23 protein-coding genes and 1 other RNA gene are annotated in these 25,583 nt (G+C 69.4%); 9 read left to right on the forward strand and 15 right to left on the reverse strand.

Features of this window, described 5'->3' with window-relative positions; translation table 11 throughout:
* Positions 1–123: 123 nt before the first annotated feature.
* The 9 genes from ABEG18_RS00735 to ABEG18_RS00775 form a co-directional block, all read right to left on the reverse strand.
* Positions 124–1,350, reverse strand: a complete 1,227-nt coding sequence (locus ABEG18_RS00735) for a phosphopentomutase (protein WP_406856188.1) — start codon at positions 1,348–1,350, stop codon at positions 124–126.
* Positions 1,347–2,978, reverse strand: coding sequence for an ABC transporter ATP-binding protein (locus ABEG18_RS00740; RefSeq protein WP_406856189.1), 1,632 nt, complete (start codon positions 2,976–2,978; stop codon positions 1,347–1,349). The genes ABEG18_RS00735 and ABEG18_RS00740 overlap by 4 nt, the downstream gene beginning before the upstream one ends.
* Entirely contained in the window at positions 2,975–3,457 is a 483-nt protein-coding gene (locus ABEG18_RS00745; RefSeq protein ID WP_406856190.1) for a type II toxin-antitoxin system VapC family toxin, read from the reverse strand. The genes ABEG18_RS00740 and ABEG18_RS00745 overlap by 4 nt, the downstream gene beginning before the upstream one ends.
* Positions 3,447–3,704 (reverse strand): hypothetical protein, encoded by a 258-nt coding sequence (locus tag ABEG18_RS00750; RefSeq protein ID WP_406856191.1) that lies wholly within the window; start codon positions 3,702–3,704, stop codon positions 3,447–3,449. Before ABEG18_RS00750 ends, ABEG18_RS00745 begins: the two co-directional genes overlap by 11 nt.
* A gap of 31 nt (positions 3,705–3,735) precedes the next feature.
* Positions 3,736–4,935: an ABC transporter permease gene (locus ABEG18_RS00755; protein ID WP_406856192.1), complete on the reverse strand. Its 1,200-nt coding sequence runs from the start codon at positions 4,933–4,935 to the stop codon at positions 3,736–3,738.
* 4 nt (positions 4,936–4,939) lie between these two features.
* Positions 4,940–6,058: a microcin C ABC transporter permease YejB gene (locus tag ABEG18_RS00760; protein WP_406856193.1), complete on the reverse strand. Its 1,119-nt coding sequence runs from the start codon at positions 6,056–6,058 to the stop codon at positions 4,940–4,942.
* Positions 6,059–6,294: 236 nt separating this feature from the next.
* Positions 6,295–8,229 (reverse strand): extracellular solute-binding protein, encoded by a 1,935-nt coding sequence (locus ABEG18_RS00765; protein WP_406856194.1) that lies wholly within the window; start codon positions 8,227–8,229, stop codon positions 6,295–6,297.
* A complete protein-coding gene (locus tag ABEG18_RS00770; RefSeq protein ID WP_406856195.1) occupies positions 8,181–10,091 on the reverse strand; it encodes an extracellular solute-binding protein in 1,911 nt (636 codons plus the stop codon). Before ABEG18_RS00770 ends, ABEG18_RS00765 begins: the two co-directional genes overlap by 49 nt.
* Before the next feature lie 151 nt (positions 10,092–10,242).
* The gene (locus ABEG18_RS00775; protein ID WP_406856196.1) at positions 10,243–10,803 is read right to left on the reverse strand and encodes a c-type cytochrome; all 561 of its coding nucleotides are present in this window, start codon (positions 10,801–10,803) and stop codon (positions 10,243–10,245) included.
* 264 nt (positions 10,804–11,067) lie between these two features.
* On the opposite strand from ABEG18_RS00775, the gene ABEG18_RS00780 reads away from it, so the two are divergent.
* A complete protein-coding gene (locus tag ABEG18_RS00780; protein WP_406856197.1) occupies positions 11,068–11,811 on the forward strand; it encodes a 3-deoxy-manno-octulosonate cytidylyltransferase in 744 nt (247 codons plus the stop codon).
* Positions 11,812–11,858: 47 nt separating this feature from the next.
* Positions 11,859–12,722 carry a prephenate dehydratase gene (locus tag ABEG18_RS00785; protein ID WP_406856198.1) on the forward strand — a complete coding sequence of 288 codons (864 nt, stop codon included), beginning with the start codon at positions 11,859–11,861 and terminating at the stop codon, positions 12,720–12,722.
* A 6-nt stretch (positions 12,723–12,728) separates the two neighbouring features.
* Here the strand turns inward: ABEG18_RS00785 and ppc are convergent, their stop codons facing one another.
* From ppc to ABEG18_RS00800, 3 genes are all read right to left on the reverse strand, one after another.
* The gene (ppc, locus tag ABEG18_RS00790; protein ID WP_406856199.1) at positions 12,729–15,497 is read right to left on the reverse strand and encodes a phosphoenolpyruvate carboxylase; all 2,769 of its coding nucleotides are present in this window, start codon (positions 15,495–15,497) and stop codon (positions 12,729–12,731) included.
* Positions 15,498–15,565: 68 nt separating this feature from the next.
* Entirely contained in the window at positions 15,566–16,552 is a 987-nt protein-coding gene (nudC, locus tag ABEG18_RS00795) for an NAD(+) diphosphatase (protein WP_406856200.1), read from the reverse strand.
* Between the two features lie 23 nt (positions 16,553–16,575).
* The gene (locus tag ABEG18_RS00800) at positions 16,576–17,001 is read right to left on the reverse strand and encodes an HIT domain-containing protein (RefSeq protein ID WP_406856201.1); all 426 of its coding nucleotides are present in this window, start codon (positions 16,999–17,001) and stop codon (positions 16,576–16,578) included.
* 97 nt (positions 17,002–17,098) lie between these two features.
* Here ABEG18_RS00800 and ffs point away from each other — a divergent pair.
* The 4 genes from ffs to recR all read left to right on the forward strand — a co-directional run bounded on the left by ffs (position 17,099) and on the right by recR (position 20,127).
* Positions 17,099–17,196, forward strand: an RNA gene (gene ffs, locus ABEG18_RS00805) — signal recognition particle sRNA small type.
* 92 nt (positions 17,197–17,288) lie between these two features.
* Positions 17,289–19,175, forward strand: a complete 1,887-nt coding sequence (locus ABEG18_RS00810; protein ID WP_406856202.1) for a DNA polymerase III subunit gamma/tau — start codon at positions 17,289–17,291, stop codon at positions 19,173–19,175.
* 25 nt (positions 19,176–19,200) lie between these two features.
* Entirely contained in the window at positions 19,201–19,521 is a 321-nt protein-coding gene (locus ABEG18_RS00815; protein ID WP_406856203.1) for a YbaB/EbfC family nucleoid-associated protein, read from the forward strand.
* Between the two features lie 3 nt (positions 19,522–19,524).
* Positions 19,525–20,127, forward strand: a complete 603-nt coding sequence (gene recR / locus ABEG18_RS00820; RefSeq protein ID WP_406856204.1) for a recombination mediator RecR — start codon at positions 19,525–19,527, stop codon at positions 20,125–20,127.
* Positions 20,128–20,134: 7 nt separating this feature from the next.
* On the opposite strand, the gene ABEG18_RS00825 is transcribed toward recR, so the two are convergent.
* Positions 20,135–21,334, reverse strand: a complete 1,200-nt coding sequence (locus ABEG18_RS00825; RefSeq protein WP_406856205.1) for a DNA recombination protein RmuC — start codon at positions 21,332–21,334, stop codon at positions 20,135–20,137.
* Positions 21,335–21,444: 110 nt separating this feature from the next.
* Here ABEG18_RS00825 and def point away from each other — a divergent pair, with 110 nt between their 5' ends.
* From def to truA, 3 genes are read left to right on the forward strand one after another with little or no spacing between them, the layout of a single operon-like run.
* The gene (gene def, locus ABEG18_RS00830) at positions 21,445–21,957 is read left to right on the forward strand and encodes a peptide deformylase (RefSeq protein WP_406856206.1); all 513 of its coding nucleotides are present in this window, start codon (positions 21,445–21,447) and stop codon (positions 21,955–21,957) included.
* 41 nt (positions 21,958–21,998) lie between these two features.
* Positions 21,999–22,931: a methionyl-tRNA formyltransferase gene (gene fmt, locus ABEG18_RS00835; protein WP_406858503.1), complete on the forward strand. Its 933-nt coding sequence runs from the start codon at positions 21,999–22,001 to the stop codon at positions 22,929–22,931.
* A complete protein-coding gene (gene truA / locus ABEG18_RS00840) occupies positions 22,931–23,668 on the forward strand; it encodes a tRNA pseudouridine(38-40) synthase TruA (RefSeq protein ID WP_406856207.1) in 738 nt (245 codons plus the stop codon). Before fmt ends, truA begins: the two co-directional genes overlap by 1 nt.
* Before the next feature lie 46 nt (positions 23,669–23,714).
* Here truA and ABEG18_RS00845 read toward each other — a convergent pair whose 3' ends face one another.
* Together ABEG18_RS00845 and dapE are read right to left on the reverse strand one after the other, a co-directional pair.
* Complete coding sequence (locus tag ABEG18_RS00845) at positions 23,715–24,299, reverse strand: hypothetical protein (protein ID WP_406856208.1); 585 nt, start codon at positions 24,297–24,299, stop codon at positions 23,715–23,717.
* 106 nt (positions 24,300–24,405) lie between these two features.
* The gene (dapE, locus tag ABEG18_RS00850) at positions 24,406–25,569 is read right to left on the reverse strand and encodes a succinyl-diaminopimelate desuccinylase (RefSeq protein WP_406856209.1); all 1,164 of its coding nucleotides are present in this window, start codon (positions 25,567–25,569) and stop codon (positions 24,406–24,408) included.
* Positions 25,570–25,583 lie beyond the last annotated feature (14 nt).

Raw genomic sequence — 25,583 nt, forward strand, 5'->3', positions numbered from 1 at the left:
AAAACGCCGAGGACCCTCGCGGCCGTCGCCGGAGGGGCCCGCATCGCACAGTCATGGTTACGCCAGCTTTCGGGAACGTCAACGCTGACGCTCATGGCGCAAAACCGTCCGCGCCGGAGCGCGTCAGATCCAGCTCTCTCCCGGCGCGTGGGCCGGCAGGCCGAGATGGCGAGCGACCGTCTCGCCGATGTCGGCCAGGGTTTGGCGCCGCCCGAGGCTGCGCGGCTGCAAGCCCGGCCCGAAAGCCAGGATCGGCGTGTGCTCGCGCGTGTGGTCCGTGCCCCGCCATGTGGGATCGTTGCCGTGATCCGCCGTGAGGACGACGAGATCGCCCGGCCGCAGCAGGCGCTCCAACTCCGGCAACCGCCGGTCGAAGGCCTCCAGCGCCGCCGCGTAGCCGGCCACGTCGCGGCGATGGCCGAACTCGGTGTCGAAATCGACGAAATTGGCGAACAGGAAGCCGCCGGGGGCGAGCGCCCGCGCCTCGTCCAGCATGGCGTCGAAAAGGGCCATGTTGCCGGCGGCCTTCACCTCGCGGCCCGTGCACCGGTGAGCGAAGATGTCGCCGATCTTGCCCACCGTGACGACGGCCCGGCCCGCGGCCACGGCCCGGTCCAGGATCGTGCCGGCGGGGGGCGGAATCGCGAAGTCCTTGCGGTTCGGGGTGCGGGTGAAGCCGGTTTCCGGCGCGCCCAGGAAGGGCCGGGCGATCACGCGGCCGATGCGCAGCGGATCGCACAGGCGCCGGCCGATCCGGCACAGGGCGTAGAGCCGCTCCAGGCCGAAGCTCTCCTCATGGGCGGCGATCTGGAGCACGGAGTCGACGGAGGTGTAGCAGATGGGCTTTCCGGTCCGCAGATGCTCGGCGCCGAACTCGTCGATCACCTCGGTCCCGGAGGCATGCTTGTCGGCCAGGATGCCGGGCAGGCCGCCTTCGCGGATGAGCGCCGCCGTGAGGTCCGGCGGAAAGCTCGGCTGCGTGGCCGGGAAGTAGCCCCATTCGAAATCCACCGGCGTTCCGGCGATCTCCCAGTGGCCGGACGGCGTGTCCTTGCCCCGCGACGTCTCGACCCCGAAGCCCCACTGTCCGCGCGGCGCGCCGGAGCCGCCGAGGTCGAGCGGCGCGCCGCCGGTCGAGGCCTGCCCGGCGAGCCCCAGGCCGAGGCCCGCCATGAAGGGCAGCCGCAGCGGGCCGGAGCGCAGCCCGCCTCGGTCGCCCTCCCGGCGCGCGCAGGCGGCGGCGATATGGCCCAGGGTGTCGGCCCCCTCGTCCCCATAGGCGCGGGCGTCTTCCGCGCCGCCGCAGCCGAAGGAGTCGAGCACGATGACGAAGGCGCGCCCGCCGCTCATTCGCGGACCACGCCGACATCCGCGGTCTCGAGGTCGAAGGCGGCGGCGAACAGCGCGCGCGTGTAGTCGGTCCGGGGGCGCGCGAACAGCTCCGCCGCGGGCCCCTGTTCGACGACCTTGCCGTTCTGCATCACGATCACCTCGTTGGCCAGGGCTCGGACGACTTTGAGGTCATGGCTGATGAACATGTAGGCGAGGTTTCGGCGCTGCTGAAGATCGCGCAGAAGGTCCACGATCTGCGCCTGGACCGACATGTCCAGCGCCGATGTCGGCTCGTCGAGCACGACGAATTTCGGCTCCAGCGCCATGGCCCGCGCGATGGCGATGCGCTGGCGCTGCCCGCCCGAGAACTCGTGCGGGTAGCGGTCCATGGCGGCGGGATCGAGCCCGACATCCAGGAGGGCGCGGGCGATGACCTCCCGCCGGGCCTCGTAGGAGAGCCCGCGTTCGAGCGCGTCCAGCCCCTCCCCGACGATGTCGGCGACGGACAGGCGCGGCGACAGGGACCCGTAAGGGTCCTGGAACACGATCTGCAGGTCGCGCCGGAGCGGGCGCATGTCCTTGGAGCCGAGCCCGTCGAGGCGCCGGCCGAGATAGACGATCGGTCCCTGCGACGAGATGAGCCGCAGCATCGCCAGACCGAGCGTCGTCTTGCCGGATCCCGATTCGCCCACGACCCCGACCGTTTCGCCCTGGCGCACTGCGATCGTGATGCCGTCGACGGCCTTCACATGGCTGACGACCTTTTTGAAGAAGCCCTGCCGGATCGGAAACCAGACCTTCAGGTCCTCCGCGCCGACGATCACGGGCGCATCGGCCTTCGGCGCCGGCGGGCGCCCCTTCGGCTCCGCCGCCAGGAGCTTGCGCGTATAGGCGTGCTGCGGGTCCTCGAACACCTCGCGCACGGGTCCCGTCTCGACGATCCGCCCGTTCGTCATCACGCAGACACGGTCGGCGATCTTGCGCACGATGCCGAGGTCGTGGGTGATGAACAGCATCGCCATGCCGTGATCGGCCTTGAGGCGGGCGAGCAGCTTCAGGATCTGCGCCTGGACGGTGACGTCCAGCGCGGTCGTGGGCTCGTCCGCGATGAGGAGATCGGGCTCGTTCGCGAGCGCCATGGCGATCATGACGCGCTGGCGCTGCCCGCCCGACAGCTCGTGCGGATAGGCCCCGAGCCGCCCCTCCGGGTCACGGATGCCGACCTGCTTCAGAAGCTCGATCGTCCTCGCCCGGGCGGACGCGCCCGAAAGGCCCTTGTGCAGCGAGAGGATCTCGCCCACCTGCCGCTCGATCGGATGGAGCGGGTTGAGCGACGTCATCGGCTCCTGGAACACCATCGTGACGGCGTTGCCGCGCACCTTGCGCAAGTCGTCCTCGGACGCGCGCAAGAGGTCGCGGCCCTTGAACAGGATCTCGCCCGAGGGATGCGACGCCGGCGGATAGCTCAGCAGCTTGAGGATCGAGAGCGCGCTGACGGACTTGCCGGAGCCTGACTCGCCGACCAGCGCCACGGTTTCCCCCGCGCCGACGTCGAACGAGACGTGGTCCACCGCCGTGGTGGTCTTGCCGCCCTGGCGGAAGACGACCGAGAGGTCGCGGACCGAGAGAAGGGGGGAGGGGGTCACAGGAGAGCCTGCACGAAGCGCAAAGCCTGGTCGTCGTGAGGCATCACAGAAATAGGTTCCGGCATGCGAATCCGTAGATCGTTGGTCAATACGGCGGCGCACCCTTCGGTCAGCGCCGAGGCTGCGTGATTGGCGTCGATCGCCCTTTTCAGGAGAGGGTCCGACCCGTCCTTCAACTGAACGCGTTCGCGGTATTCGACAGCCGCATAGATGACGGACCGTGTGACCGGGACGAGGCCGAAATAGCCATTCAGCACCAGCAAATCGAGATAGCGCCGATGAAGGGCTGCGCCACCGCTTCGCTTCGCTCTCGCAAGGACTTCCAGAAGCGTGACCTCGCTCGTAACCCCGTGACCCCGATGGCGGCGCAGAAGATCCAAGATGGAGATCGCCGGTTTCGCGATCTCTCCCGTGCCCTCCAAGGCGTAGATGAAGACATTCGCGTCCAGATAGACGCGCGGGGAGGACTCAGCGATCATCGTCCCGACCTTCCCGGATCTCGGCCATGATCTCTTCTGCCGAGCGGAAAGGAGGGCGGCGCTGCGCGAAGATTTCCTCGAAGCTCATCACGTGGTCACGCTCCCGCGTGCGCAAATCGTCTGCGCTCGTGGCGTCCGGCTCCGTGATCTCAATCGTGACCGTGACCTCGCGCGCATCCGCGAACTCCTGCCGAAGGTCATCCGGCAGATTGCTGACGGGGTAATGGCGCCGGACGATCTTGTTCATGCTTGTCTCCCAGCCGGAGTTTACCAGCCCCTCATCCAAACGTCTTGCGCGGATCGAACGCGTCCCGCACGGCTTCGCCGATGAAGATCAGCAGCGACAGCATGACGGCGATCACCAGGAAGCCGGTCAGGCCCAGCCAGGGGGCCGAGATGTTGCTCTTGCCCTGGAGCAGCAGCTCGCCCAGCGAGGGCGAGCCCGGCGGCAGCCCGAAGCCGAGGAAGTCGAGCGAGGTCAGCGTCGTGATCGAGCCGTTCAGGATGAAGGGCAGGAACGTCATGGTGGCCACCATGGCGTTGGGCAGCACGTGCTTGACCATGATCTTCGCGTCGCTCAGCCCGAGCGCCCGCGCGGCGCGCACATAATCGAAATTTCGGGCCCGCAGGAACTCGGCCCGCACCACATGGACGAGCGCCACCCACGAGAACAGCAGCAGGATGCCCAGCAGGGTGAAGAAGGACGGCTGGAAGAAGTTGGACAGGATCATCAGCAGGTACAGCGACGGGATCGCCGACCAGATCTCGATGACGCGCTGGAAATAAAGGTCGACCTTGCCGCCGAAATAGCCCTGCACCGCGCCGGCCATGATGCCGATCACGGACGAGATGGCGGCCAGGATCAGGCCGAACAGCACCGAAAGGCGGAAGCCGTAGATCACCCGGGCGAGCACGTCGCGCCCGCCGTCGTCCGTGCCCAGCCAGTTCCATTCGAGGCTGCGGCAGCCGAGCTTCCGGCCTGCGGCGTCCGGGCCGGCCTTCTTCTCCGCGACCGGGCGGCAGACCTCGTCGGCCAGCGTCCAGGTCGGCGGCGAGGGCGCTGCGGTCGGCAAGTCGAGATTGATGGTGTTCGACGCGAACCGGATCGGCGGCCAGACGGCCCAGCCATTCTCGGCGATCTCCTTGCGGATCACCGGGTCGCGATAGTCGGTCTGCGCCAGGAAGCCGCCGAACTTCTCCTCCGGATAGTCGACGAAGACCGGCGCGAGCCACTCGCCCTTGTAGCGCACCAGGATCGGCCGGTCATTGGCGATGAACTCGGCGAACAGGCACAGCACGAACAGGACCATGAAGATCCAGAACGACCAGTAGCCGCGCCGGTTGGCGCGGAAATTGGCCAGCCTGCGCTCGTTGATGGGCGACAGCCGCAGCAGGCCCTTGCGCGGCAGCGGCGGCGCGAGCGGCCCGCCGGGCGACGTTTCGGGTCCGAAGGCGCGGGCCGCGACGGGTGCGTCCATGTGCTCAGACCTCCCGCGTCTCGAAGTCGATCCGAGGATCGATCCACGTATAGGTGAGGTCCGAGAGCAGGTTCACCACGAGCCCGAGCAGCGAGAAGATGTAGAGATTGGCGAACACGACCGAGTAGTCGCGGTTGACGATCGATTCGAAGGACAGGAGCCCCAGGCCGTCCAGCGAGAACACGGTCTCGATCAGCAGCGAACCGGTGAAGAAGGCGTGGATGAACGCCCCCGGAAACCCGGCGATCACGATCAGCATGGCGTTGCGGAACACGTGGCCGTAAAGGACCTGGCGCTCCGTCAATCCCTTCATGCGCGCGGTCAGGACGTATTGCTTGCGGATCTCGTCCAGGAACGAGTTCTTGGTGAGCAGCGTCGAGGTGGCGAAGGCGCCCAGCGCCATGGACAGGATGGGCAGCGTCAGGTGGCGCAGATAGTCCAGCGCCTTGGCGTACCAGGGCAGCTGGGCGAAGTTCTCCGATGTGAGGCCGCGCAGCGGAAAGAAGGGCAGGAAGGACGAGCCCTCGCCAAACAGCACGATCAGCAGGATGGCGAAGAGGAAACCCGGGATGGCGTAGCCCACGATGACGACCGCCGAGGTCCAGGTGTCGAAGCGAGATCCGTCCTGCACTGCCTTTCGGATGCCGAGCGGAATCGAGATGGCGTAGGAGAGCAGCGTCATCCACAGCCCGAGCGAGATCGAGACGGGCAGCTTCTCCTTGATGAGCTGCAGGACGGAGACGTCGCGGAAATAGCTCTTGCCGAAATCGAAGCGCAGATAGTTCCACAGCATCAGCCCGAACCGTTCGGGCGCCGGCTTGTCGAAGCCGAACTGCGCCTCCAGTTGCTTGATGAAGGCGGGGTCCAGCCCCTGCGCGCCGCGGTATTTGGACGATCCCTCGCCGGCCGAGCCGCCCGGCTGGGTCTGGCCGCCGCCCGAAAAGTCGCCGCCGGCCCCGCCGGCGATGCGCGACGTCGCCGAGGCGTCGTTGCCCTGCAACTGGGCGAGCACGCGCTCCACCGGCCCGCCGGGCGCGAACTGCACGATCGTGAAGGAGATGAGCATGATCCCGAGCAGCGTCGGGATCATCAGCAGGATGCGTCGCGCCACATAGGCGAACATGGCTCAATGCCTCGCCGTCATTGCGAGCGCATCAAACCGCAGCGGCCAACGATCCACCAATCCCCTCATCCTGAGGAGCATCGCCCCTCGGCGATGCGTCTCGAAGGACGAGGGACTCCAGCGTGTGAGCGGTGGTTGAGCGCTCTGGACCCCTCGTCCTTCGAGACGCAGGCCCAAGCGGGCCTGCTCCTCAGGATGAGGGGCGTTGTTGAACACGAGAGCGCAGCGCGCCTGCATCAAGCCTTTCCGATTCGCTTGGCCTTGGCCTCGTCATACCACCACGTGCCCGGGGCGCCGCGGGCGTATTTGGGTTTGGCGGCGGGCTTGCCGAACATGTCCCAATAGGCCAGCCAGTGGGAGGCCTTGTACCACATCGGGATCCAGTAGCGCCCGGCGCGCAGCACCCGGTCGAGCGCCCGGCACGCCGTGGTGAGCTCGGCCCGCGTGTCGGCGGCCAGCGCCGCCTCGATCAGGGCGTCCACAGCCGGATCCTGGACGCCGGCGACGTTCGACGAGCCCGGCGTCTTCGCCGACGCCGAGCCGAACATCAGCTTCAGGCCCTCGCCCGGGGTCGGCGACATGCCGTAGCGGCGGGACACGACGTCGTAGTCGAACTCGTCCGTGCGCCGCTGGTACTGCGCCGCGTCCACGATGCGAAAGCGCGGCTCGATCCCCAGCAGCTTCATGTTCTTGAACAGCGAGCCCGCATGCGGCTGCAGCGAGCCCGAAAAGTCGAGGAACTCGATCTCGAAGGGCTGGCCGTTGGGCAGTCGCAACGCATTGCCCTCGCGTTTGGAGCCCGCCTCGCGCAGCAACTGGTCGGCGCGCCGCAGCAAAGCGCGGTCCTGCCCCGATCCATCCGTCACGGGCGGAACGAAGGGCGCCCCGAACGCCTCGTCCGGGATCTTGCCGCGCCACGGCTCCAGCAGCTTCAGCTCGTCCGCAGAGGGCGGCCCCTCGGCCTTCATGTCGGAGTTTTCGAAATAGGACGAGGTGCGCTTATAGACGCCGAACATGATGGTGGCGTTGGTCCACTCGAAGTCGAACAGCAGCCCCAGCGCGTCGCGGATGCGGCGGTCCTGGAACTTCTCGCGGCGGGTGTTGAAGAACCAGCCCTGCGTGCCTGAGGGCGTTTCGTCCGGAATCTCCTCGCGCTTCACCCGGCCGTCCTTCACGGCGGGGAAGTCGTAGCCATTGGCCCAGTCGCGCGAGGTGAACTCCTCGCGGAAGGTGATCGACCCCGCCTTGAACCCTTCCAGGGCGACCTGGCGGTCCCGGTAGTACTCGTAGCGCAGGCGGGCGAAGTTGTTTTGCCCGACGTTCACAGGCAGGTCCTTGGCCCAATAGTCGGCGACGCGCTCGTATTCGATGAAGCGGCCCTGCTCGAAGCGCCCGATCCTGTAGGCGCCGGAGCCGAGCGGCGGCTCCTGCGTGGCCTCCTCGAAGGGCTTGCTCGTGTAATAGGCCTTGGAGAAGATCGGCAGCGTCGCCACCGTGAGCGGCAGGTCGCGAGAGCGGCCCTTGGCGTAGCGCACCACCAGCGTCGCCTCGTCAGGCGCTTCGGCCCCGTCGACCATCCGGATCGTCTGGGCGATCAGCGGATGGCCCTTCTCCTTCAGCAGCATGATCGAGAAGGCCGCGTCCTGCGCGGTCAGGCGCGATCCGTCGTGAAAACGCGCCTCGGGCCGCAGCCGGAAGGTCTGCGTCAGGCCGTCCTCGGCCGTGGACACGGTTCTGGCCACGAGCCCGTAGAGCGCGTCCGGTTCGTCCAGGGCGCGACTCATGAGGCTGTCGAACAGCACCTCGACGCCCGCCGCGCCGTTGCCCTTCAGCACATAGGCGTTCAGCGTGTCGAAGGTGTCGAACGCCTGATTGCCGAAGGTGCTGCTGAGCTGCAGCGACACCGCGCCGCCGACCGGCGCCTTCGGGTTCACATAGGCGAAGTGCGGGAAGTCGGCGGGGTATTTCAGCTCGCCGAAGGTCGACAGGCCGTGATGCTCGCCCACCGCGGCGGGCGGGACCGCGGGCGTGGGCGCGGCGGTTTGGGCGTACGCAGCATGACGCTTCCAGCCCAGCGCCGTTGCCAGCAGCCCTGCCCCTCCAGCCAGAACGGCCCGCCGCTTCACTGTCGTCCCCCGGTCTTCTGCGCCAGGGCGGCGTCCCACCACCATACGGTCGGGAACGCCGGGGAGGCGTAGCGCGGCATCGTGGCGGGCCGGCCGAACCGGTTCCAGCGCGCCGTGCGGGTCGTGGGCGTGGTCCATTGCGGGACCACATAGTCGTGCGCCAGCAGCACCCGGTCGAGCGCCTTGGTGGCGGCGACGAGTTCGTCGCGGTCCTTGGCGAAGATCACCCGGTCGATCAGCGCGTCCACCCCGGCGTCCTTGATGCCGGCCGTGTTGCGCGACCCTGGCCGGTCCGCCGCCGCCGAACCCCAGAAGTCGCGCTGCTCGTTGCCGGGCGAGAGCGACTGCGCCCACAGGTCCGTGGTGATGTCGTAGTCGAAGCTGCGCATCCGGTTCTCGTATTGCGACGGATCGACGATGCGCAGCGACACCGCGATCCCCAGCCGCTCCAGCGAGGGCTTGTAGAACAGGATGAAGCGCTCGCTGGTTGGATCATAGGCGAGGAACTCGGCGCTCAGCTGCTCGCCCTTGGCGTTGACGCGCTTGCCGCCCTTGATCTCCCAGCCCGCCTCCTTCAGGAGCTTGTCGGCCTCCCGCAGGTTGTCGCGCACCGCCGTGGGGTCCCCGTTCACGGGGTTCACGTAAGGACGCGTGAAGACGCTGGCCGGGACCTTGTCCCTGACGCTCTCCAGGATCTGCTTTTCGAGCCCCTCCGGCAGGCCCTTGGAGGCGAGCTCCGTGCCTTCGAAATAGCTGCCGATGCGCTGGTAGAGGCCGTAGAAGACCGTCTTGTTCATCTCCTCGAAGTCGAAGGCGAGGTTGAACGCCCGCCTGATCCGCTGGTCCTGGAAACGCTCGCGCCGCAGATTGAAGACGAAGCCCTGCATGCGCCCGCTGGCGCGCTCGCTGAACTCCTCCTTGACGACCCGCCCGTCCCTCACGGCCGGGAAGTCGTAGCCGGTGGCCCAGTTCTTGGCGCTGTTCTCGACGCGGAAGTCGTACTGGTCGCCCTTCAGCGCCTCGAACAGGACGGTCGAATCCCGGTAATATTCAAACCGGACCTGGTCGAAATTGTTCATGCCGATGCGGGTGGGCAGGTCCTTGCCCCAGTAGTCGGCGACCCGTTCGTACACGGCGTTGCGCTGCGCATCGAAGCCCTTGAGCCGATAGGGCCCGGACCCCAGCGGCGCCTCCAGGGTGGTGTTGCGGATGTCGCGCGGCTTGCCATCCGGCCCCGCGCCTCGCCAGTAATGCCGGGGCAGGATGGTGAGCTGGCCGACGATCTGGGGCAGCTCGCGGTTGCCGGGCTGGTCGAACGTGAAGGTCACCTCGCGCTCGCCGGTCTTCTCGGCCTTGACCACGTGGCTGTAGTAGAAGGCCATCTGCGGGCTGACGGCCTTGTAGGACTCGAAGGAGAAGATCACGTCCTCGGGCGTGACCGGCTTGCCGTCGTGCCAGCGCGCCCGGGAGTTCAGCCGATAGGTGACGGAGGAGAAGTCCTCCGGGTAGCGCACCGCCTCGGCCAGCAGCCCATAGGCGGTCGAGACCTCGTCCAGCGCCTGCTCGGTGAGCTGTTCGTAGACGAGACCGACGCCCCCCTCGAGCTGGCCTTTGACGCCGGCCACCACCGGATTGAAATTGTCGAACGCCCCCTGGCGGGCGAGGCGCACGGCGCCGCCCTTCGGCGCGTCGGGGTTCACGTAGTCGAAATGCTTGAACCCGTCCTGGTATTTGGGCGTGCCCAGCAGGGAGGTCGCGGTCCGCCAGTCCGGTTCGGCCGCTCGCGCGGGCAGGAGCGCCCCGGCGGCGAGCAGCCCCGCCGCCGCCGCCAGCGCGGCCCAGAGGCGCGCGCCGGCCCCGGTCCTGGGGCGCGCTGCGCCGCTCGTCGTCGTCCTGGCGATCCGCATGAGGTCTCCCGTCGCGCGCCGGTCCGGCGGCTCTGCGATGTGTGGCGCCGATTATGTCGCTTTTTCGCCGGCGGGCCAGAGCCGGCCCCTTCACGCAAAAGCCGGGCGCAGGGCCCGGCTTTCGGCGTGTTCAGTCGTCAGGCGTCCGGGATCAGGGCTTGGGAAGCTCGACCGGGCTGTCGGACAGCGAGCGCAGATAGGCCAGCACGTCGGCGCGGCGATCGGCTTCCTTCAGGCCGGCGTAGCCCATGGCGGTGCCCTGGATGTAGCCCTTCGGATTGGCGATGAACTTGTCGAGCGCCGCGAAGTCCCACTTCTCGCCCTTGGAGCCATGCTCCTTCAGGGAGGCCGAATAGTTGAAGCCGGCATGCGAGGCCATCGGCCGCTCGACGACGCCGTAGAGATTGGGACCGACCTTGTTGGGGCCGCCCTTCTCGAACGAATGGCAGGCGGTGCAGGGCTTGACCAGGCCTTCGCCCTTCTTGGCGTCCGCCTTGGCGAGCAGCACGGGGAGCGGCTCGGACTGGGCGGCCGGCTCGGCGGCGGAGCCGCCCTTTTCGGGCTCGGCGGACGGGAGCGCATAGCCGGCCACGATCGGCCGCTTCTCGGCGAAGATCGCCTCGGCGAGGATGCCCATGCCCATGACGAAGAGCAAGGCGCCGAGCACAGCTCCCGCGATCTTGTTGAACTCGAAGGAATCCATACCGAACATTCGCTTGCTCCGACCCGTGTGGGCTTGTCTCGGCTCGATGGTTCTGGGGAGGTCCCGGCAGGCGGGCGGAAGGCGAACCATGCCCCGGATGCGTCGACTGGAGCCCGAACGCCCATGGCGAAAGGGCTCCCGCAGCGGCGACCGCAGGGCGGCGGATGATTACCCGCTTTGCGAGGCTCTTGGCAACTCGTATAAGCGCGTTCCCTTTGATACTTTTTGCCGCCCGGCTCGCCCGCGGCGGTCGCGCTCTGGCCGGAACCGCCCATGTCCGATCCCGTCGTGCTGATCCCCGCCCGGATGGCGTCCACGCGCCTGCCCGGAAAGCCCCTCGCCGACATCCTGGGCGAGCCCATGATCGTGCATGTCTGGCGACGCGCCATGGAGGCCGCGCTGGGCCCGGTCGTGGTCGCCACCGACGAGCCCGCCATCGTCGCCGCCATCGAGGCGGTCGGCGGAACCGCCGTCCTGACCCGCTCGGACCATCCGTCGGGCTCCGACAGGATCTTCGAGGCCGTGCAGGCCTTCGATCCGGAGGGCCGCCACGACGTGGTGGTCAACGTGCAGGGCGACCTGCCGACCGTCGACCCGCGCGCCGTGCAAGCGGCGGTGCTGCCGCTCGCCAACGCGCTCGTCGACATCGCCACCATCGCGGCGCCGATCGTCCGCGAGGACGAGCGCGACGACCCCAACGTGGTGAAGCCCGTCGCCACCCCGATCGCCCCGGGGCTTTACCGCGCGCTGTATTTCACCCGCGCGACCGCGCCGAGCGGCCCCGGGCCGCTGTTCCACCACATCGGGCTCTACGCCTATCGCCGCAAGGCGCTGGAGCGCTTCGTGTCGCTGCCGCCGGCGCCGCTCGAGCAGCGCGAGAGGCTGGAGCAGCTGCGCGCGCTCGAGGCCGGCATGCGCATCGACATCGCGATCGTCGACGACGTTCCGCTCGGCGTCGATACGCCCCACGACCTCGAACGCGCCCGCGAGATCCTCGCCGCCCGGCGCCCGCACTGACACCGCCGGAGCGCGCCGCGCCTCCCGCACAACGCACGAGACCCTCCATGCCGAACGTCAAGAAGGTCATCGCCTACCAGGGCGAGCCCGGCGCCAACTCCCATATCGCCTGCCTGGACGTCCATCCGGACTGGGAGCCGATGCCCTGCGCCACCTTCGAGGACGCCTTCGCGGCCATCCAGGACGGGACGGCGGGCCTCGGCATGATCCCGATCGAGAACTCGATCGCCGGCCGCGTCGCCGACATCCATCATTTCCTGCCCGCCTCCGGCCTGCACATCGTGGGCGAGTACTTCCTGCCGATCCACTTCCAACTCCTGGGCGTGAAGGGGGCCACGCTGGCCACCGTCAAGTCGGTGTTCAGCCACGTCCATGCGCTGGGCCAGTGCCGCAAGATCATCCGGACCCTCGGCGCCAAGCCGGTGATCACGGGCGACACCGCCGGCTCGGCCCGCGAGGTGTCCGAGTGGAACGACGTGACGCGCGCCTCCCTGGCGACCAGCCTGGCGGGCGAGATCTACGGCCTGGAGACGCTCGCCCACGACGTCGAGGACGAGAAGCACAACACGACCCGCTTCGTCATTCTCTCCAAGTCGCCGGACTGGGCGCCGGTGGGTCAGGGCCCCACGGTCACGACGTTCCTGTTCCGCGTCCGCAACGTGCCGGCGGCGCTCTACAAGGGCCTCGGCGGCTTCGCCACCAACGGCGTCAACATGACCAAGCTGGAAAGCTACATGGTGGGCGGCGAGTTCTCGGCGACGCAGTTCCTGGCCGACGTCGACGGCCATCCCGAGGAGAGGCCGCTGCGGCTCGCCTTGGAGGAGCTGGCCTTCTTCTCCAAGGAGGTGCGCATCCTGGGCGTCTATCCCGCCCACCCCTATCGCCTGGAGAGCCAGCCGGCGGCCGAGTGAGGCCGCTCAGCCGGTGTTGCGCAGCCCCGCCGCGATTCCGTTGATCGAGATGAGGATGCCGCGCTGCGCCTTGTCGTCGACCTGCCCGGCGCGCCAGCGCCGCAGGAGCTCCACCTGGAGATGGTTGAGCGGCGCGATATAGGCGAAGCGATGGGCGATCGAGCGCGCCAGCGACGGATTGTCCGCCAGCCGCTGCGTCTCGCCCGTGACCGCCTCCAGGGCCGACACGGTCCGCCGCCATTCCGCTTCGATGGCCCCGAAGATCGCCTCCGCCAGGGCGCGGTCCGGCACCAGCTCGGCGTAGCGCCGCGCCACCGCGAGATCCGCCTTGGCCAGCACCATGTCCAGGTTGGACAGCAGCGTGCGGAAGAAGGGCCACTCGGCGTTCATGCGCCGCAGGGTGGAGAGCCTGTCCTGCCGGTCCTCGGCCAGGAACGCCTCGACCGCCGATCCGAATCCGAACCAGCCCGGCAGCGTCACCCGGCTTTGCCCCCATGAGAAGCCCCACGGGATGGCCCTGAGGTCCTCGATGCGGCGGTTGGCTTTCCGCGACGCGGGCCGCGACCCGATATTGAGCTCGGCGATCTCCGCGATGGGGGTGGCGGAGAAGAAATAGTCCGTGAAGCCCGGCGTGTCGTAGACGAGCGCCCGGTAGGCGCCCATGCTCAGCGTCGACAGCGCCGCCGCGGCCTCCAGGAAGGCGGGCTCGGGCGCCTGGCGGGAGGCCACCAGCGTCGCCTCCAGCGTCGCCGCCATGATGGTCTCCAGGTTGCGGCGGCCGATCTCCGGATTGGCGTATTTGGCGTTGATGACCTCGCCCTGCTCGGTGAGGCGGATCTGCCCCTTCACGGTCCCGGGCGGCTGCGCCAGGATGGCCTGGTAGCTGGGTCCGCCGCCGCGGCCGACGGTGCCGCCGCGCCCGTGGAACAGCCGCAGCGTCAGGCCGGGCTTTTCGTCGAAGAGCTTCGCCAGCGCGGTGGATGCGCGGTAGAGCTCCCAGTTGGCGGTCAGGTAGCCGCCGTCCTTGTTGCTGTCCGAATAGCCCAGCATCACGTCCTGCTCGGCCCCGGAATTGCGCACCAGCGCCTCGATCCCGGGCAGGTCGTAGAACCTGCGCATGATCGGCTCGGCCGCCCGCAGGTCCTCGATGGTCTCGAACAGCGGCGCGACGATCAGGTCCACGGTGGCCCGCGAGGCTTCGCCCGGCGCGAGCGTCGCCCGCATCAGCCCGCACTCCTTCTGCAGGAGCAGGACCTCCAGGAGGTCGCTGACCGTCTCGGTGTGGCTGATGATGTAGTGCCGGATGGTGTCCGGCCCGAACGCCTCGCGCAGCTCGCGCGCCCGCTCGAAGATGGCGAGCTCCGAGCGCGTGGCGTCGCTGTAGACCGCGCCGCGCACCCGCAGCGAGCGCGGCTCCTGCAGCTGCGCCAGCAGCAGCCGCTGCTTGGCCTCTTCGTCCAGCGCCGCATAGGCGGGCTCGATGCGGGCCGCGGCGAGCAGCTCCGCCAGGACGGCCTCGTGCCGGTCGGAGTTCTGGCGCAGATCCGTGGTGGCCAGGTGGAAGCCGAAGACCTCCACGGCCCGGATCAGCGGGGCCAGCCGCGAGCGGATCATGGCGCCGCCATGGTTCTGGCGCAGCGAGTCGCGGATCGTGACGAGGTCCGCCAGGAAGGCCTTCGCGCCCGGATAGGGCGCGCCGGGCGCCACCGCGTGGCGCAGCGCCTCGGCCCCGGTGAGCGCATGCAGCGTGCCGGCCAGGCGGGAATAGACCCCCGTGAGCGCCCGCCGGTACGGCTCGTCGGTGCGGTGCGGGCTCTCGTCGCCAGACCTGGCCGCCAGGGCGTTCAGGTCTGGCGTGCACGCCACCAGCGTGCGCGACATGGAGAGTTCGGCCCCCAGGTGGTGGACCTGCGTCAGGTAGTGCCGCAGCACCGTCTCGGCGTGCCGGCGCACCGCCATGTCGAGGGTGTCGACGTCGACATTGGGGTTGCCGTCGCGGTCGCCGCCAATCCAGTTGCCCATCCGGAAGAACGACGCCACCGGGCGGCCGAGCGCGTCCTCCAGCTCGGCGTAGAGGCGCGGGATCTCGGTGAGGAACGTGGATCGGTAGTAGCTCAGCGCGTTCTCGATCTCGTCGCGCACCGTCAGCTTGGCGGTGCGCAGGATGCGCGTCTGCCAGAGCTGGGCGATGCGGGCCCTGAGCAGGGCCTCGTTCTCGGCCCTGTCGCGGGCGCTCCTCAGATGGTCGCGCGCGGCGAGCAGGTCGGCGATCGCCCGTTCGGCGTCGAGCGTGCTCTTGCGCTGCACCTCGGTGGGATGGGCGGTGAGGACGGGCGACACGAAGCCGCGCCTCAGCGCGCGCTCGATCCGGTCGGGATCCACGCCCGCGTCCCGGAGCCTCTCGAAGGTCCGCGCCAGGCTGCCGTCCTGCGGCTCGTCGACCATCTCGTGGACGGCGCGCCGGCGGACGTGGTGCCGGTCCTCGGCGAGGTTGGCCAGATGGGAGAAGTAGCTGAAGGCGCGGATGACCGAGACGGTCTCGTTCGGGCTCAGACGCTTCAGCAAAGTGTCGAGATTGCCGCCCGCGGTCGCGTCGGCCTTGCGCTGGAACGCGACCGAGAGGCGCCGGATGGCCTCCACGATCTCAAAGGCGCCTTCGCCGTCCTGCTCGCGGACGGTGTCGCCCAGGATCTGGCCGAGCAGGCGGATGTCCTCCTGCAGGGGTCGGTCCTTGTCCGACGCCTCGGACTCGGGCGGAGCGATCGTCGTCCCCATCGGGCCGCACCTCTTGGCGAATCACTGAATCAACGCCGACGCCATGCAAGCCGCGGTCCAGCTCGAGGTCAGCCCGCGCGGGACGCCCGGAAATCCTCCCCGTCCTCGGCCCAGGCGCGCAGAAGTCCGTGCGCGATGGCGATGGGCGGGGGACAGCCGATCCCGTCCGGATGCTGGCCCTTCAGCATGCTGCGGACCTCGTCCCGCGTAAACCAGCGGGCGTCCTCGAGCTCCTTGAAGTCGACCGTGAGATCGTCGGCCAGCGCCTCGGCCACGCAGCCGATCATCAGCGACGCCGGGAACGGCCAGGGCTGGGACGCCAGGTAGCGCACCTGTCCGGTCTGGACGCCCGCCTCCTCGAACAGCTCGCGGCGGACCGCGTCCTCCAGCGTCTCGCCCGGCTCCAGGAAACCCGCCAGGCAGGAATAGACGCCCTTGACGAAGCGCGCCTGCCGGCCGAGCACGCAGCGGTCGCCCCGCACGGCCAGCATGATCACTACCGGGTCCGTGCGCGGGAAATGCTGCGCCTCGCAGGCGGGGCATTCGCGCTTCCACCCGGCCGACCCCACCCTGGTGGGCTGCCCGCAATTCGAGCAGAAGCGATGCCGCTGGTGCCAATGCATCAGGCTCTTGGCCTGGGCCAGCACGCCCAGCATCGGCGGGGGCAGCAGCCCCTGCATGGCGATGGAGCGCAGGTCGATGGCCACCAGGTCGTCGCCGCCCTGGTCGTTCTCAGGGGCCGGCGCGTCCAGCAGCGCGGCGTAGACGGGCGCGTCGCCGTCGAGGCCGAGAAAGGCCTCCTCCCGCACCGAGCCCATGTCGGCCACTTCGGCCGGACTGAACAGCGCGTCATGGCCCTCCGCGACGCGCCGCAGCACCGGGACGTCGCCGCGCAGCACCACGCTGCGGGCCTTCGGGGAGGCGGCGAGGCCGGCGAGGTAGTCGGCATCGTCCCGGTGCTCGGCGCGCCGGTCCAGCCGGTTGACCGAATAGCCGAGGCTGGCCGACCGTTCGGCGCGCTCGCCGGGGACGGGGGGACTGGAAGGCGTGGACATCGGCGTCTCCGGATGAGGCGGTTTCAGATCCGCCCGAAGGCGCGCGAGAGCATGGCCAGGCGCTCTTCGAGCTCGGCCGCCCCGTAGGGCGTGGGCGAACCGGCGCCCCAGACGGGACGCGGCCAGGCCTCGTCGGTCTTGAACCGTCCGACCACATGGACGTGCAGCTGCGCCACCATGTTGCCGATCGCCCCGATATTCAGCTTGTCCGGCCGGAACAGCGTCTGCACGACCCGCGACGCCTGGGTGATCTCGCCGAACAGGCAGGCTTGCTCGGCGTCGGCGAGGTCCAGGATCTCGCGCACGCCCGCGCGGCGCGGCACGAGGATCAGCCAGGGATAGCGCGCATGCTTCATCAGCAGCACGCGCGAGAGCGTGAGGTCGCCGACCGTGCAGGCGTCGGCGGCGAGCTGCGGATCGAGCGCGAAGGGGGCGGAGGAGGGCGTCATGGCGGGGCACGCTAATCCAATCCGGGCGATTTGAGATGCGCTTTTCGCAGGCTCCCGCCCGCTTGTAATCGCATCCCAGATCGCCGATATAGGGGACGGGAGGTTGGTGGTGGACGTTCCACTCGCCAACCGGGTCAGGTCCGGAAGGAAGCAGCCCTAACGAGAATCGGGCGGGTTACCGTCCAGCCTCCCACCCTTCGCGGCACATTCTGGCCTCGATCGAAAGGGCTCCGCCGCGACCGCCGGCAGAGCCGTCGCACCCCGGCCATGCGTCACCACAAGGCCCGATGAGCGACGAAACCATCCCCCCGCAGGACAACGCGACGTTTGACGACGGCCCCGGCCTTCCGGGGCTCGACGCGCCGCGCGACGCCGGGCCGGCGGCCTCCGCCGTCACGCCCTACCGGGTGCTGGCGCGCAAATATCGTCCGCAGACCTTCGACGACCTGATCGGCCAGGACGCGATGGTGCGCACGCTGCGCAACTCCTTCGCCTCCGGGCGCATCCCGCAGGCCTGGATCCTGACCGGCGTGCGCGGCGTCGGCAAGACGACCACGGCCCGCATCCTGGCCCGCGGGCTCAACTATCTGCGCCAGGACGGGACGGGCGGCCCGACCGTCGAACTGCCCGACGAAGGCGTGCATTGCCGCGCCATCATGGAGTCGCGTCACGTCGACGTGCTGGAGATGGACGCCGCCTCCCACACGGGCGTCGACGACGTCCGCCAGATCACCGACGGCATCCGCTATTCCCCGGCCTCGGCCCGCTACAAGGTCTACATCATCGACGAGGTCCACATGCTCTCCGAGAAGGCGTTCAACGCCTTCCTGAAGACGCTGGAGGAGCCGCCGCCGCACGCCAAATTCGTCTTCGCCACGACCGAGATCCGCAAGGTCCCGGTCACAATCCTGTCGCGCTGCCAGCGCTTCGACCTCCGGCGCGTGGACGCCTCCCTGCTGGTCCGGCATCTCGACCGCATCTGCGCCCAGGAGGGCGTCACGATCGACGCCGAGGCGCTCGCCATGCTGGCGCGGGCGGCCGAAGGCTCGGTCCGCGATTCGCTGTCGCTGCTCGACCAGGCGATCGCCCACGGGGCGGGCCGCATCGACGCCGAGACGGTCCGCACCATGCTGGGCCTGGCCGATCGCGGCCGCGTCATCGACCTGTTCGAGGCGGTGATGAAGGGCGACGTCGCCTCCGCCTTGGCGGAGCTGCGCGACCAGTATGATTCCGGCGCGGATCCGGCCGTGATCCTGGGCGACCTCGCCGAATTCGTTCATTTCGTCACCCGGCTGAAGATCGTGCCCGACGCGGCGCGCGAATCCAGCGTCACCGAGGTCGAGCGGGTCCGGGGCCAGGCCGCCGCGGCGCTTCCCATGCGCGTGCTGTCGCGCGCCTGGCAGATGCTGCTGAAGGGCGTCGCCGAGGTGAAGGATTCGCCCAAGCCCATCGCTTCCGCCGAAATGGCGCTGGTGCGGCTGGCCTATGCGGCCGACCTGCCCACTCCCGACGAAGCGCTGCGGGCGATGCGCGACGCGCCCGCCGGTTCGCCGGGGGCCGCCCCGTCCTCGCCCGGCCCCGGAGGCGGCGCCAGGGCCTCGTCGCCGGACGGCGGCGGCCGGGCCTCCGCCCTCAGCGTCGCGACCCGGTCCGAACTGCGCCCCTCCGCGTCGCCCGCGCCGGCGCGCAGCCCCGCCGCGTTGGCGGCGATCCGCATCAACAGGTTCGAGGACCTGGTGGCGCTCGCGGCCGAGAAGCGCGACATCACCATGAAGCTCGCGCTGGAGAACGACGTCCGGCTGGTGCGCTTCGAGGACGGAGCGCTGGAGTTCGCCCCGACCGAAACCGCCTCGCCGCAGCTCGGCAGCGAGCTGTCGAAGCGGCTGGCGGACTGGACCGGCCGGCGCTGGATCGTGGCGCTCTCCTCCGAGCCGGGCCAGCCGACGTTGCGCGAGAAGATCGCGGCCGAGGAGCGCGACCGCCTGACCAACGTCCAGGCTCATCCGCTCGTCCGCTCCGTCCTGGACGCCTTCCCGGGCGCCAAGATCGTCGACATCCGCGACTCTCAGCCGGAGCCGCCCGAAGACGCCGAAGCGGCGGTCGAAGCCGCCCTCGCGCAGGGCGGGATCGATCCGGCCGGCCTTGGCCTCGACGGCTTCGACGACGACCTCTGACCCCCTCTTCCACCAGGAGCCTCACATGAAGGACATCATGGGCATGATGAAGAAGGTCCAGGAGATGCAGTCCAAGATGACTGCGCTCCAGGACGAGCTCGAAACCCTCGAAGTCGAGGGCGCCGCCGGCGGCGGGATGGTCAAGGCGACGATGACCGCCAAGGGGCAGGTCAAGTCCGTCTCGATCGACGACAGCCTGCTGAATGCGGACGAGAAGGACATCCTCGAGGACCTCATCATCGCGGCCATGAACGACGCCCGCGGAAAGGCCGACCGGGCCGCGCAGGAGAAGATGTCGTCGATCACGGCCGGCCTGCCCATCCCGCCCGGCATGAAGCTTTTCTGATCCATGGCGTCCACCAGCGGTCCGGAGATCGAGCGGCTGATCCAGCTCCTGGCGCGCCTGCCGGGGCTCGGCCCGCGGTCGGCCCGGCGGGCCGCGCTGCACCTCATCAAGAAGCGCGAGCAGCTGCTGGGCCCGCTGGCGGACGCCATCAGGGTCGCCAATGAGCGCGTGGTGGTGTGCTCGACCTGCGGCAATGTCGATACGTCGGATCCGTGCACGCTGTGCCGCGACACGCGCCGCGACGATGCGGTGCTGGTTTTGGTGGAGGACGTGGCCGACCTGTGGGCGCTGGAGCGCGCCCAGGTGATCAATGGCCGCTACCACGTGCTGGGCGGCACGCTCTCGGCGCTGGACGGCGTCGGCCCGAAGGATCTCAACCTCGACAGGCTCGTGGCGCGCGTCGCCGAGGGCGGGGTCCAGGAGGTGATCCTGGCCCTGAACGCCACCGTGGACGGGCAGACCACGGCCCATTACGTGACCGACCTGCTGTCGCATCTGCCCGTCAAGGTGAGCCGGCTGGCCCACGGCGTTCCGGTGGGCGGCGAGCTGGACTATCTCGACGAGGGCACTCTGGCGGCCGCCTTCCGGCAGCGCACGGCGCTCTGACGCCGCCTCACTCGGCCGCGTAGCTCCGCCCCAGGGGGTTCGGCAGGCTCTCGGCCGGCGGCGCCGCCTCGACCTTCGCGCCCGGCGCTTCGAACTCCATCGCCTCGATCCGCTCGCCCCGCTTCAGGACCTTGTCGGCGGAGGTGACGATCATGCCGACATCGTCGGACGCCTGCCGGAAATGGCCGTCGAGCTTGACCGTGCGGTCGCGCAGCCGGCGCACGTCCTCGATCAGCTTGCCGACCTCGGCCTGGATCTGGTGCGCCTGCTCGCGCATGCGCGCGTCGCGCACGATGGCCTGCATGACCTGGATGGCCATCGAGAGGAGCGAGGGCGACACGATCAGCACCCTCGCCCGGTGGGCGCGCTGAACGAGGTCCTCGAAATGCTCCTGCAGGTCCGCGAACAGCGATTCGGCCGGCACGAACAGCACCGCGATGTCCTGCGTCTCGCCGGGGATGAGGTATTTGTCGGCGATGTCCTTCACATGCGCGCCGACATCGGCGCGCACCCGCTGCATGGCGCTGCGCCGCGCCTCGTCCCCCTGCGCCTCGCGGAAGGCCGTGAAGCCCTCGAGCGGAAATTTGGCGTCAACCACCAGCGGCCGGTCGTCGCCGGGCAGCCGGATCACGCAATCGGGCCGGCGGCCGGAGGAGAGCAGGGCCTGGAACTCGTAGGCCGCCGGCGGCAGGGCGTCCCTGACGATCGCCTCCATGCGGCCCTGGCCGAAGGCGCCGCGGGTTTGCTTGTTGGACAGGATGTCCTTGAGCGACAGCACCTCGCCGGTGAGGTCGGTCAGGCGCTTCTGCGCGGCGTCGATCACGGCGAGCCGCTCGTTCAGCTTGCTCAGATTCTCGCTCGTCTGCCGCGAGGTCGCGTTCAGCCCGTCTCCCACCCGGTTCTGCAGGCTGTCCAGCCGCTCGGCGATCAGCCGCACGAGGTCGGCCTGCCGATTGCCGAAGACCTCGCCGATGGTCTGCATCCGGCCGGTCATCTCGGACTGGATCTGGGTAAGCGCGGCCAGCTTTTCGTCCAGCTCGCGCTGGCGCTCGATCGCGCCGGCGGCCTCCAGGCTGCGCTCCCGGGAGGCGCGGCCCGCCGACAAGGCGAGCCAGAACAGGCCCAGCACCGCGGCGCCCAGAAGGGCGAGCACGGCCTCTCCCCATGTGACGGCGTGCCCGCCGACGATCAGGATGACGCGATCCATGCCGGCACAGTACCGCGATTCGCCCCCATGGCGAGAACGAAAACGGAACGGTTTGATTTTGGCCGCCCGAGTGTTTATCTCGGGCACGTTTTCAAAGAGCGGCGCCCTCCATGTCTGTCCGACCGATCCTGATCATCCCCGACTCCAAGCTGCGGCTCGTCTCGGCGCCCGTCGCCAAGCCCGCGCGCGAGCTCGCGTCGCTGATCGACGACATGTTCGAGACCATGTACGACGCCCCGGGCATCGGGCTGGCGGCGATCCAGATTGGCGTCCCCGAGCGGGTGATCACGGTCGACCTCGCCCGCGAGGGCGAGGACAAGCAGCCGCTCGCCCTCATCAATCCGCAGGTGCTGTGGACCTCCGAGGAGCGCTCGGTTTACGAGGAGGGCTGCCTGTCGATCCCCGACTTCTACGAGGAGGTGGAGCGTCCCGCCAAGGTGCGGGTGCGGTTCACCGACCGGGGAGGCGCCGAGTGCGAGATCGAGGCCGACGGCCTGCTCGCCACCTGCATCCAGCATGAGATCGACCATCTCGAAGGCAAGCTCTTCATCGACCACATCTCCAAGCTGAAGCGCGACCGGGTGATGAAGAAATTCGCCAAGCAGGCCCGGCGCGAGGCCTGAGCCGTTCCCGCCGCGCCAGCGGCCGACCTGAACACGGGTGACTGATGCTGCGCGTCGTCTTCATGGGCACGCCCGATTTCGCCGTGCCGACCCTGTCGGAGATCGTCGGGCAAGGCCACGAGGTCGTCGCCGCCTACACGCGCGCCCCGGCCGCGGCGGGCCGCGGCATGGCGCTGAAGCCCTCGCCGGTCCAGGCCGCCGCCGAGCGGTTCGGGATCCCGGTCTTCACGCCCGCGAGCCTGAAAAGCGAGGAGGCGACGGAGACCTTCCGCTCCCTGCAGGCCGATGTGGCGGTCGTGGTCGCCTACGGGATGATCCTGCCGGAGGGCATCCTGGCCGTCCCGCCGCTCGGCTGCCTCAACCTGCATGCGTCCCTGCTGCCGCGCTGGCGCGGCGCGGCTCCGATCCAGCGCGCCGTGATGGCCGGCGACAGCGAGACCGGCGTGGCCGTGATGCGCATGGAAAAGGGGCTGGATACAGGGCCGGTCGGCATGGTCGAGCGCCTCGCCATCGGCCCGGACGCGACCGCGGGCGACATCCATGACCGCCTGGCGCAACTCGGGGCGGACCTCATGGTCCGCGCCCTGGCGGCCCTGTCGCGCGGCGGCCTCGCCTTCACGCCGCAGCCCCAGGACGGCGTGACCTATGCGGCCAAGATCCTGAACGCGGATTCGCGGATCGATTGGGCCCGCCCCGCCCAGGCGGTGCACGACCAGGTGCGCGGCCTCTCGCCGTTTCCGGGCGCCTATGCGCTGGTCGATCTCGGCCGCGGGCCGGAGCGCCTGAAGATCCTGAAGACCCGGCTGGCGGAAGCTTCCGGCCCGGCCGGGGAGGCGATCGACGACGGCCTGACGGTCGCCTGCCAGCAGGGCGCCGTGCAGGTGCTGCAGGTACAGCGGGCGGGATCGCGCGCCATGAGCGCGGCGGAGTTCCTGCGCGGCGTGCCCGTCCGGGCCGGGGCGAGGTTCGGCTGATGCCCCGCTACAAGCTCGTCGTCGAGTATGACGGGACGCCCTTCGTGGGCTGGCAGTTCCAGGCCGTCGGCTGCTCGGTGCAGCAATGCATCGAGAACGCCATCGGCCGGTTTACGGGCGAGACGGTGCGGATCCAGGGCGCGGGCCGCACGGATGCGGGCGTGCACGCCACGCACCAGGTCGCCCATGTCGACCTCGCGCGCGATTGGCCGACCGACACCGTACGCGACGCCCTGAACGCGCATCTGCGCCCGCATCCCATCGCCATCCTGTCGGCCGAACGCGTGGACGACGGCTTCAACGCCCGCATGTCGGCGCGCGGACGGCACTATCTCTACCGCATCCTGAACCGCCGGCCGCCCCCGGCGCTCGACGTCGACCGGGCCTGGCACGTGAAGTGGCCGCTGGACGCGGAGCGCATGCACGACGCCGCCCAGGCGCTGGTGGGCATGCACGACTTCACCACGTTCCGCTCCTCGGACTGCCAGGCCGCCAGCCCGGTGAAGACGCTGTCGCGTCTCGACGTGGAGCGGGTCGGACAGGAGATCCGCGTCTACGCGTCGGCGCGCTCCTTCCTGCACCACCAGGTGCGCTCCATGGTGGGCTCGCTGCACCAAGTGGCGGCCGGGCGCTGGACCAAGGCGGACCTGGCCGCCGCGCTGGAGGCGCGCGACCGTTCGCGCTGCGGGCCCATGGCGCCCTCATGCGGGCTCTACCTGACCGGCGTCGACTACTGAAGCTTGCTGCGAAAAGGTGGAAACCGGCTTTTCGCTGAACGCCGGCTCAGGCCAGCAGCGAGGCGGCGGCGGTCACCAGCCCGTTGAGGCTGAGATCGACCAGCACGAGGACGGCCGCCACGCCGCCCGACACGCCGAGCGCCGCTTTCGCCAGGAACCAGCGATAGTGCAGGACGATGAACCCGAAGGCGGCGAGGAACAGCGCCGCCAGCCCGCTGGTCGCCAGCCCCAGCACATGCAGGAAATGCGGCACGCACAGGATCACGGTCGCGACCACGGCCGACCAGTTGTAGGCGATGACGTAGCCCGCGTAGCGACGCTCCAGCCCCAGCAGGCGCACGAGGCCGATCATCGCGGCCGGAAAGGCGAGCCAGCAGCCGGTGAGCAGCACGATTTCGCGGGTGACGAGGAGCGGGCTCTCGAACAGCCCGTCCTCAAGCGGCAGTCCGGCCTGCAGGCGGGCGTCCGCCAGCAGCACGATGAAGGCCGGCGCCGCCAGCAGCATGGCGCCGAACGATCGCCAGAACGCCCCGAAAGAGACCTCGTAGGCGCCGAGCCCGGCCGGGTCGCGATTGAGGAGCTTCAACGCCCCTCCCAGCGATCGGCCGACTTCCTCCAGGCTGAGGATCATGTCGCGCTCCATCGATGCTGCAGTGCACAATGTAACTCGACTACGACTTTTGTCGAGCATCATGCGGCACATTCAACGGAACGTGATGCTCTTCGTTCCTTCCCGCTCAGCCGAGAACGCGCGCGAGCACGCGCTCATAGATCCGGGTCAGCGCCTCGATGTCGGCGATCTCGGCCCGTTCGTCGATCTGGTGCATGGTGGCTCCGACGAGCCCGAACTCCAGGACGGGGCAATAATTGCGGATGAACCGGGCGTCCGACGTCCCGCCGGTGGTCGAAAGCGCCGGTTTGCGGCCCGTCACCTCCTCGACGGCGTCGCTGACGAGGGACACGAAAGGCCCCGGCGGCGTCAGGAAGGCCGGCGAATTGGAGCGGTCGAATGCGACCTCGTAGCGCGCCTGCGGCCCGGCCGCGCGCTCCAGGCGAGCGCGGATCTCGTCCGCCAGGGTCTCGGCCGTCCACAGATCGTTGAAGCGGATGTTGAACACCGCCCTGGCGCGCGCCGGGATGACGTTGGTGGCGAGGTTGCCGACGTCCACGGTCGTGAATTCCAGGTTCGAGGGGCCGAACTGGGCCGTCCCGTGGTCGAGCGGCTCGGCCATCAGCGCCGCCAGCAGGGGCGCGAGGCGCCGGATGGGGTTGTCGGCCAGATGCGGGTAGGCCACGTGCCCCTGGACGCCCTCGACCGTCAGGCGGCCGGTGAGGGACCCGCGCCGGCCGATCTTGATCATGTCGCCGAGGGCCTCGGGATTGGTGGGCTCGCCCAGCAGGCAGCAGTCGAACAGCTCGCCGCGGGCCTTCGCCCACTCCAGCAGCTTCACCGTGCCGTTGACGGCCGGGCCTTCCTCGTCGCCCGTGAGTAGGAAGGCGATCGAGCCCTTCGGCCGCCCCTCCAGCGCCGCCAGATAGCGCAGGGCGGCCGACACGGAGGCGGCCACGCCGCTCTTCATGTCGGCAGCGCCGCGCCCATACAGGACGCCGTCGACGATGTCCGCCGCGAAAGGCGGGTGGGACCACTGCGCCTCGTCGCCGGGCGGCACCACGTCGGTGTGCCCGGCGAACAGCATCACGGGCGCGTCGACGCCGATGCGGGCGTAGAGGTTCTCCACATCCGCGGATCCGGGCTCGGAGAAGGTCAGCCGGTGGGTCTCGAACCCGGCCTTCGCCAGCACGTCCGCGAGGAGGTCGAGCGCGCCGTCGTCCGCCGGGGTCACCGAGCGGCGGCGGATGAGAGCCTGCGTCAGGGCGACGGGATCCAGCGGGTCCAGCATGGCTTGGCCTCTTC

It is taken from the genome of Alsobacter sp. KACC 23698, from assembly GCF_045348435.1.
Taxonomy (GTDB): Bacteria; Pseudomonadota; Alphaproteobacteria; order Rhizobiales; family Beijerinckiaceae; genus Alsobacter.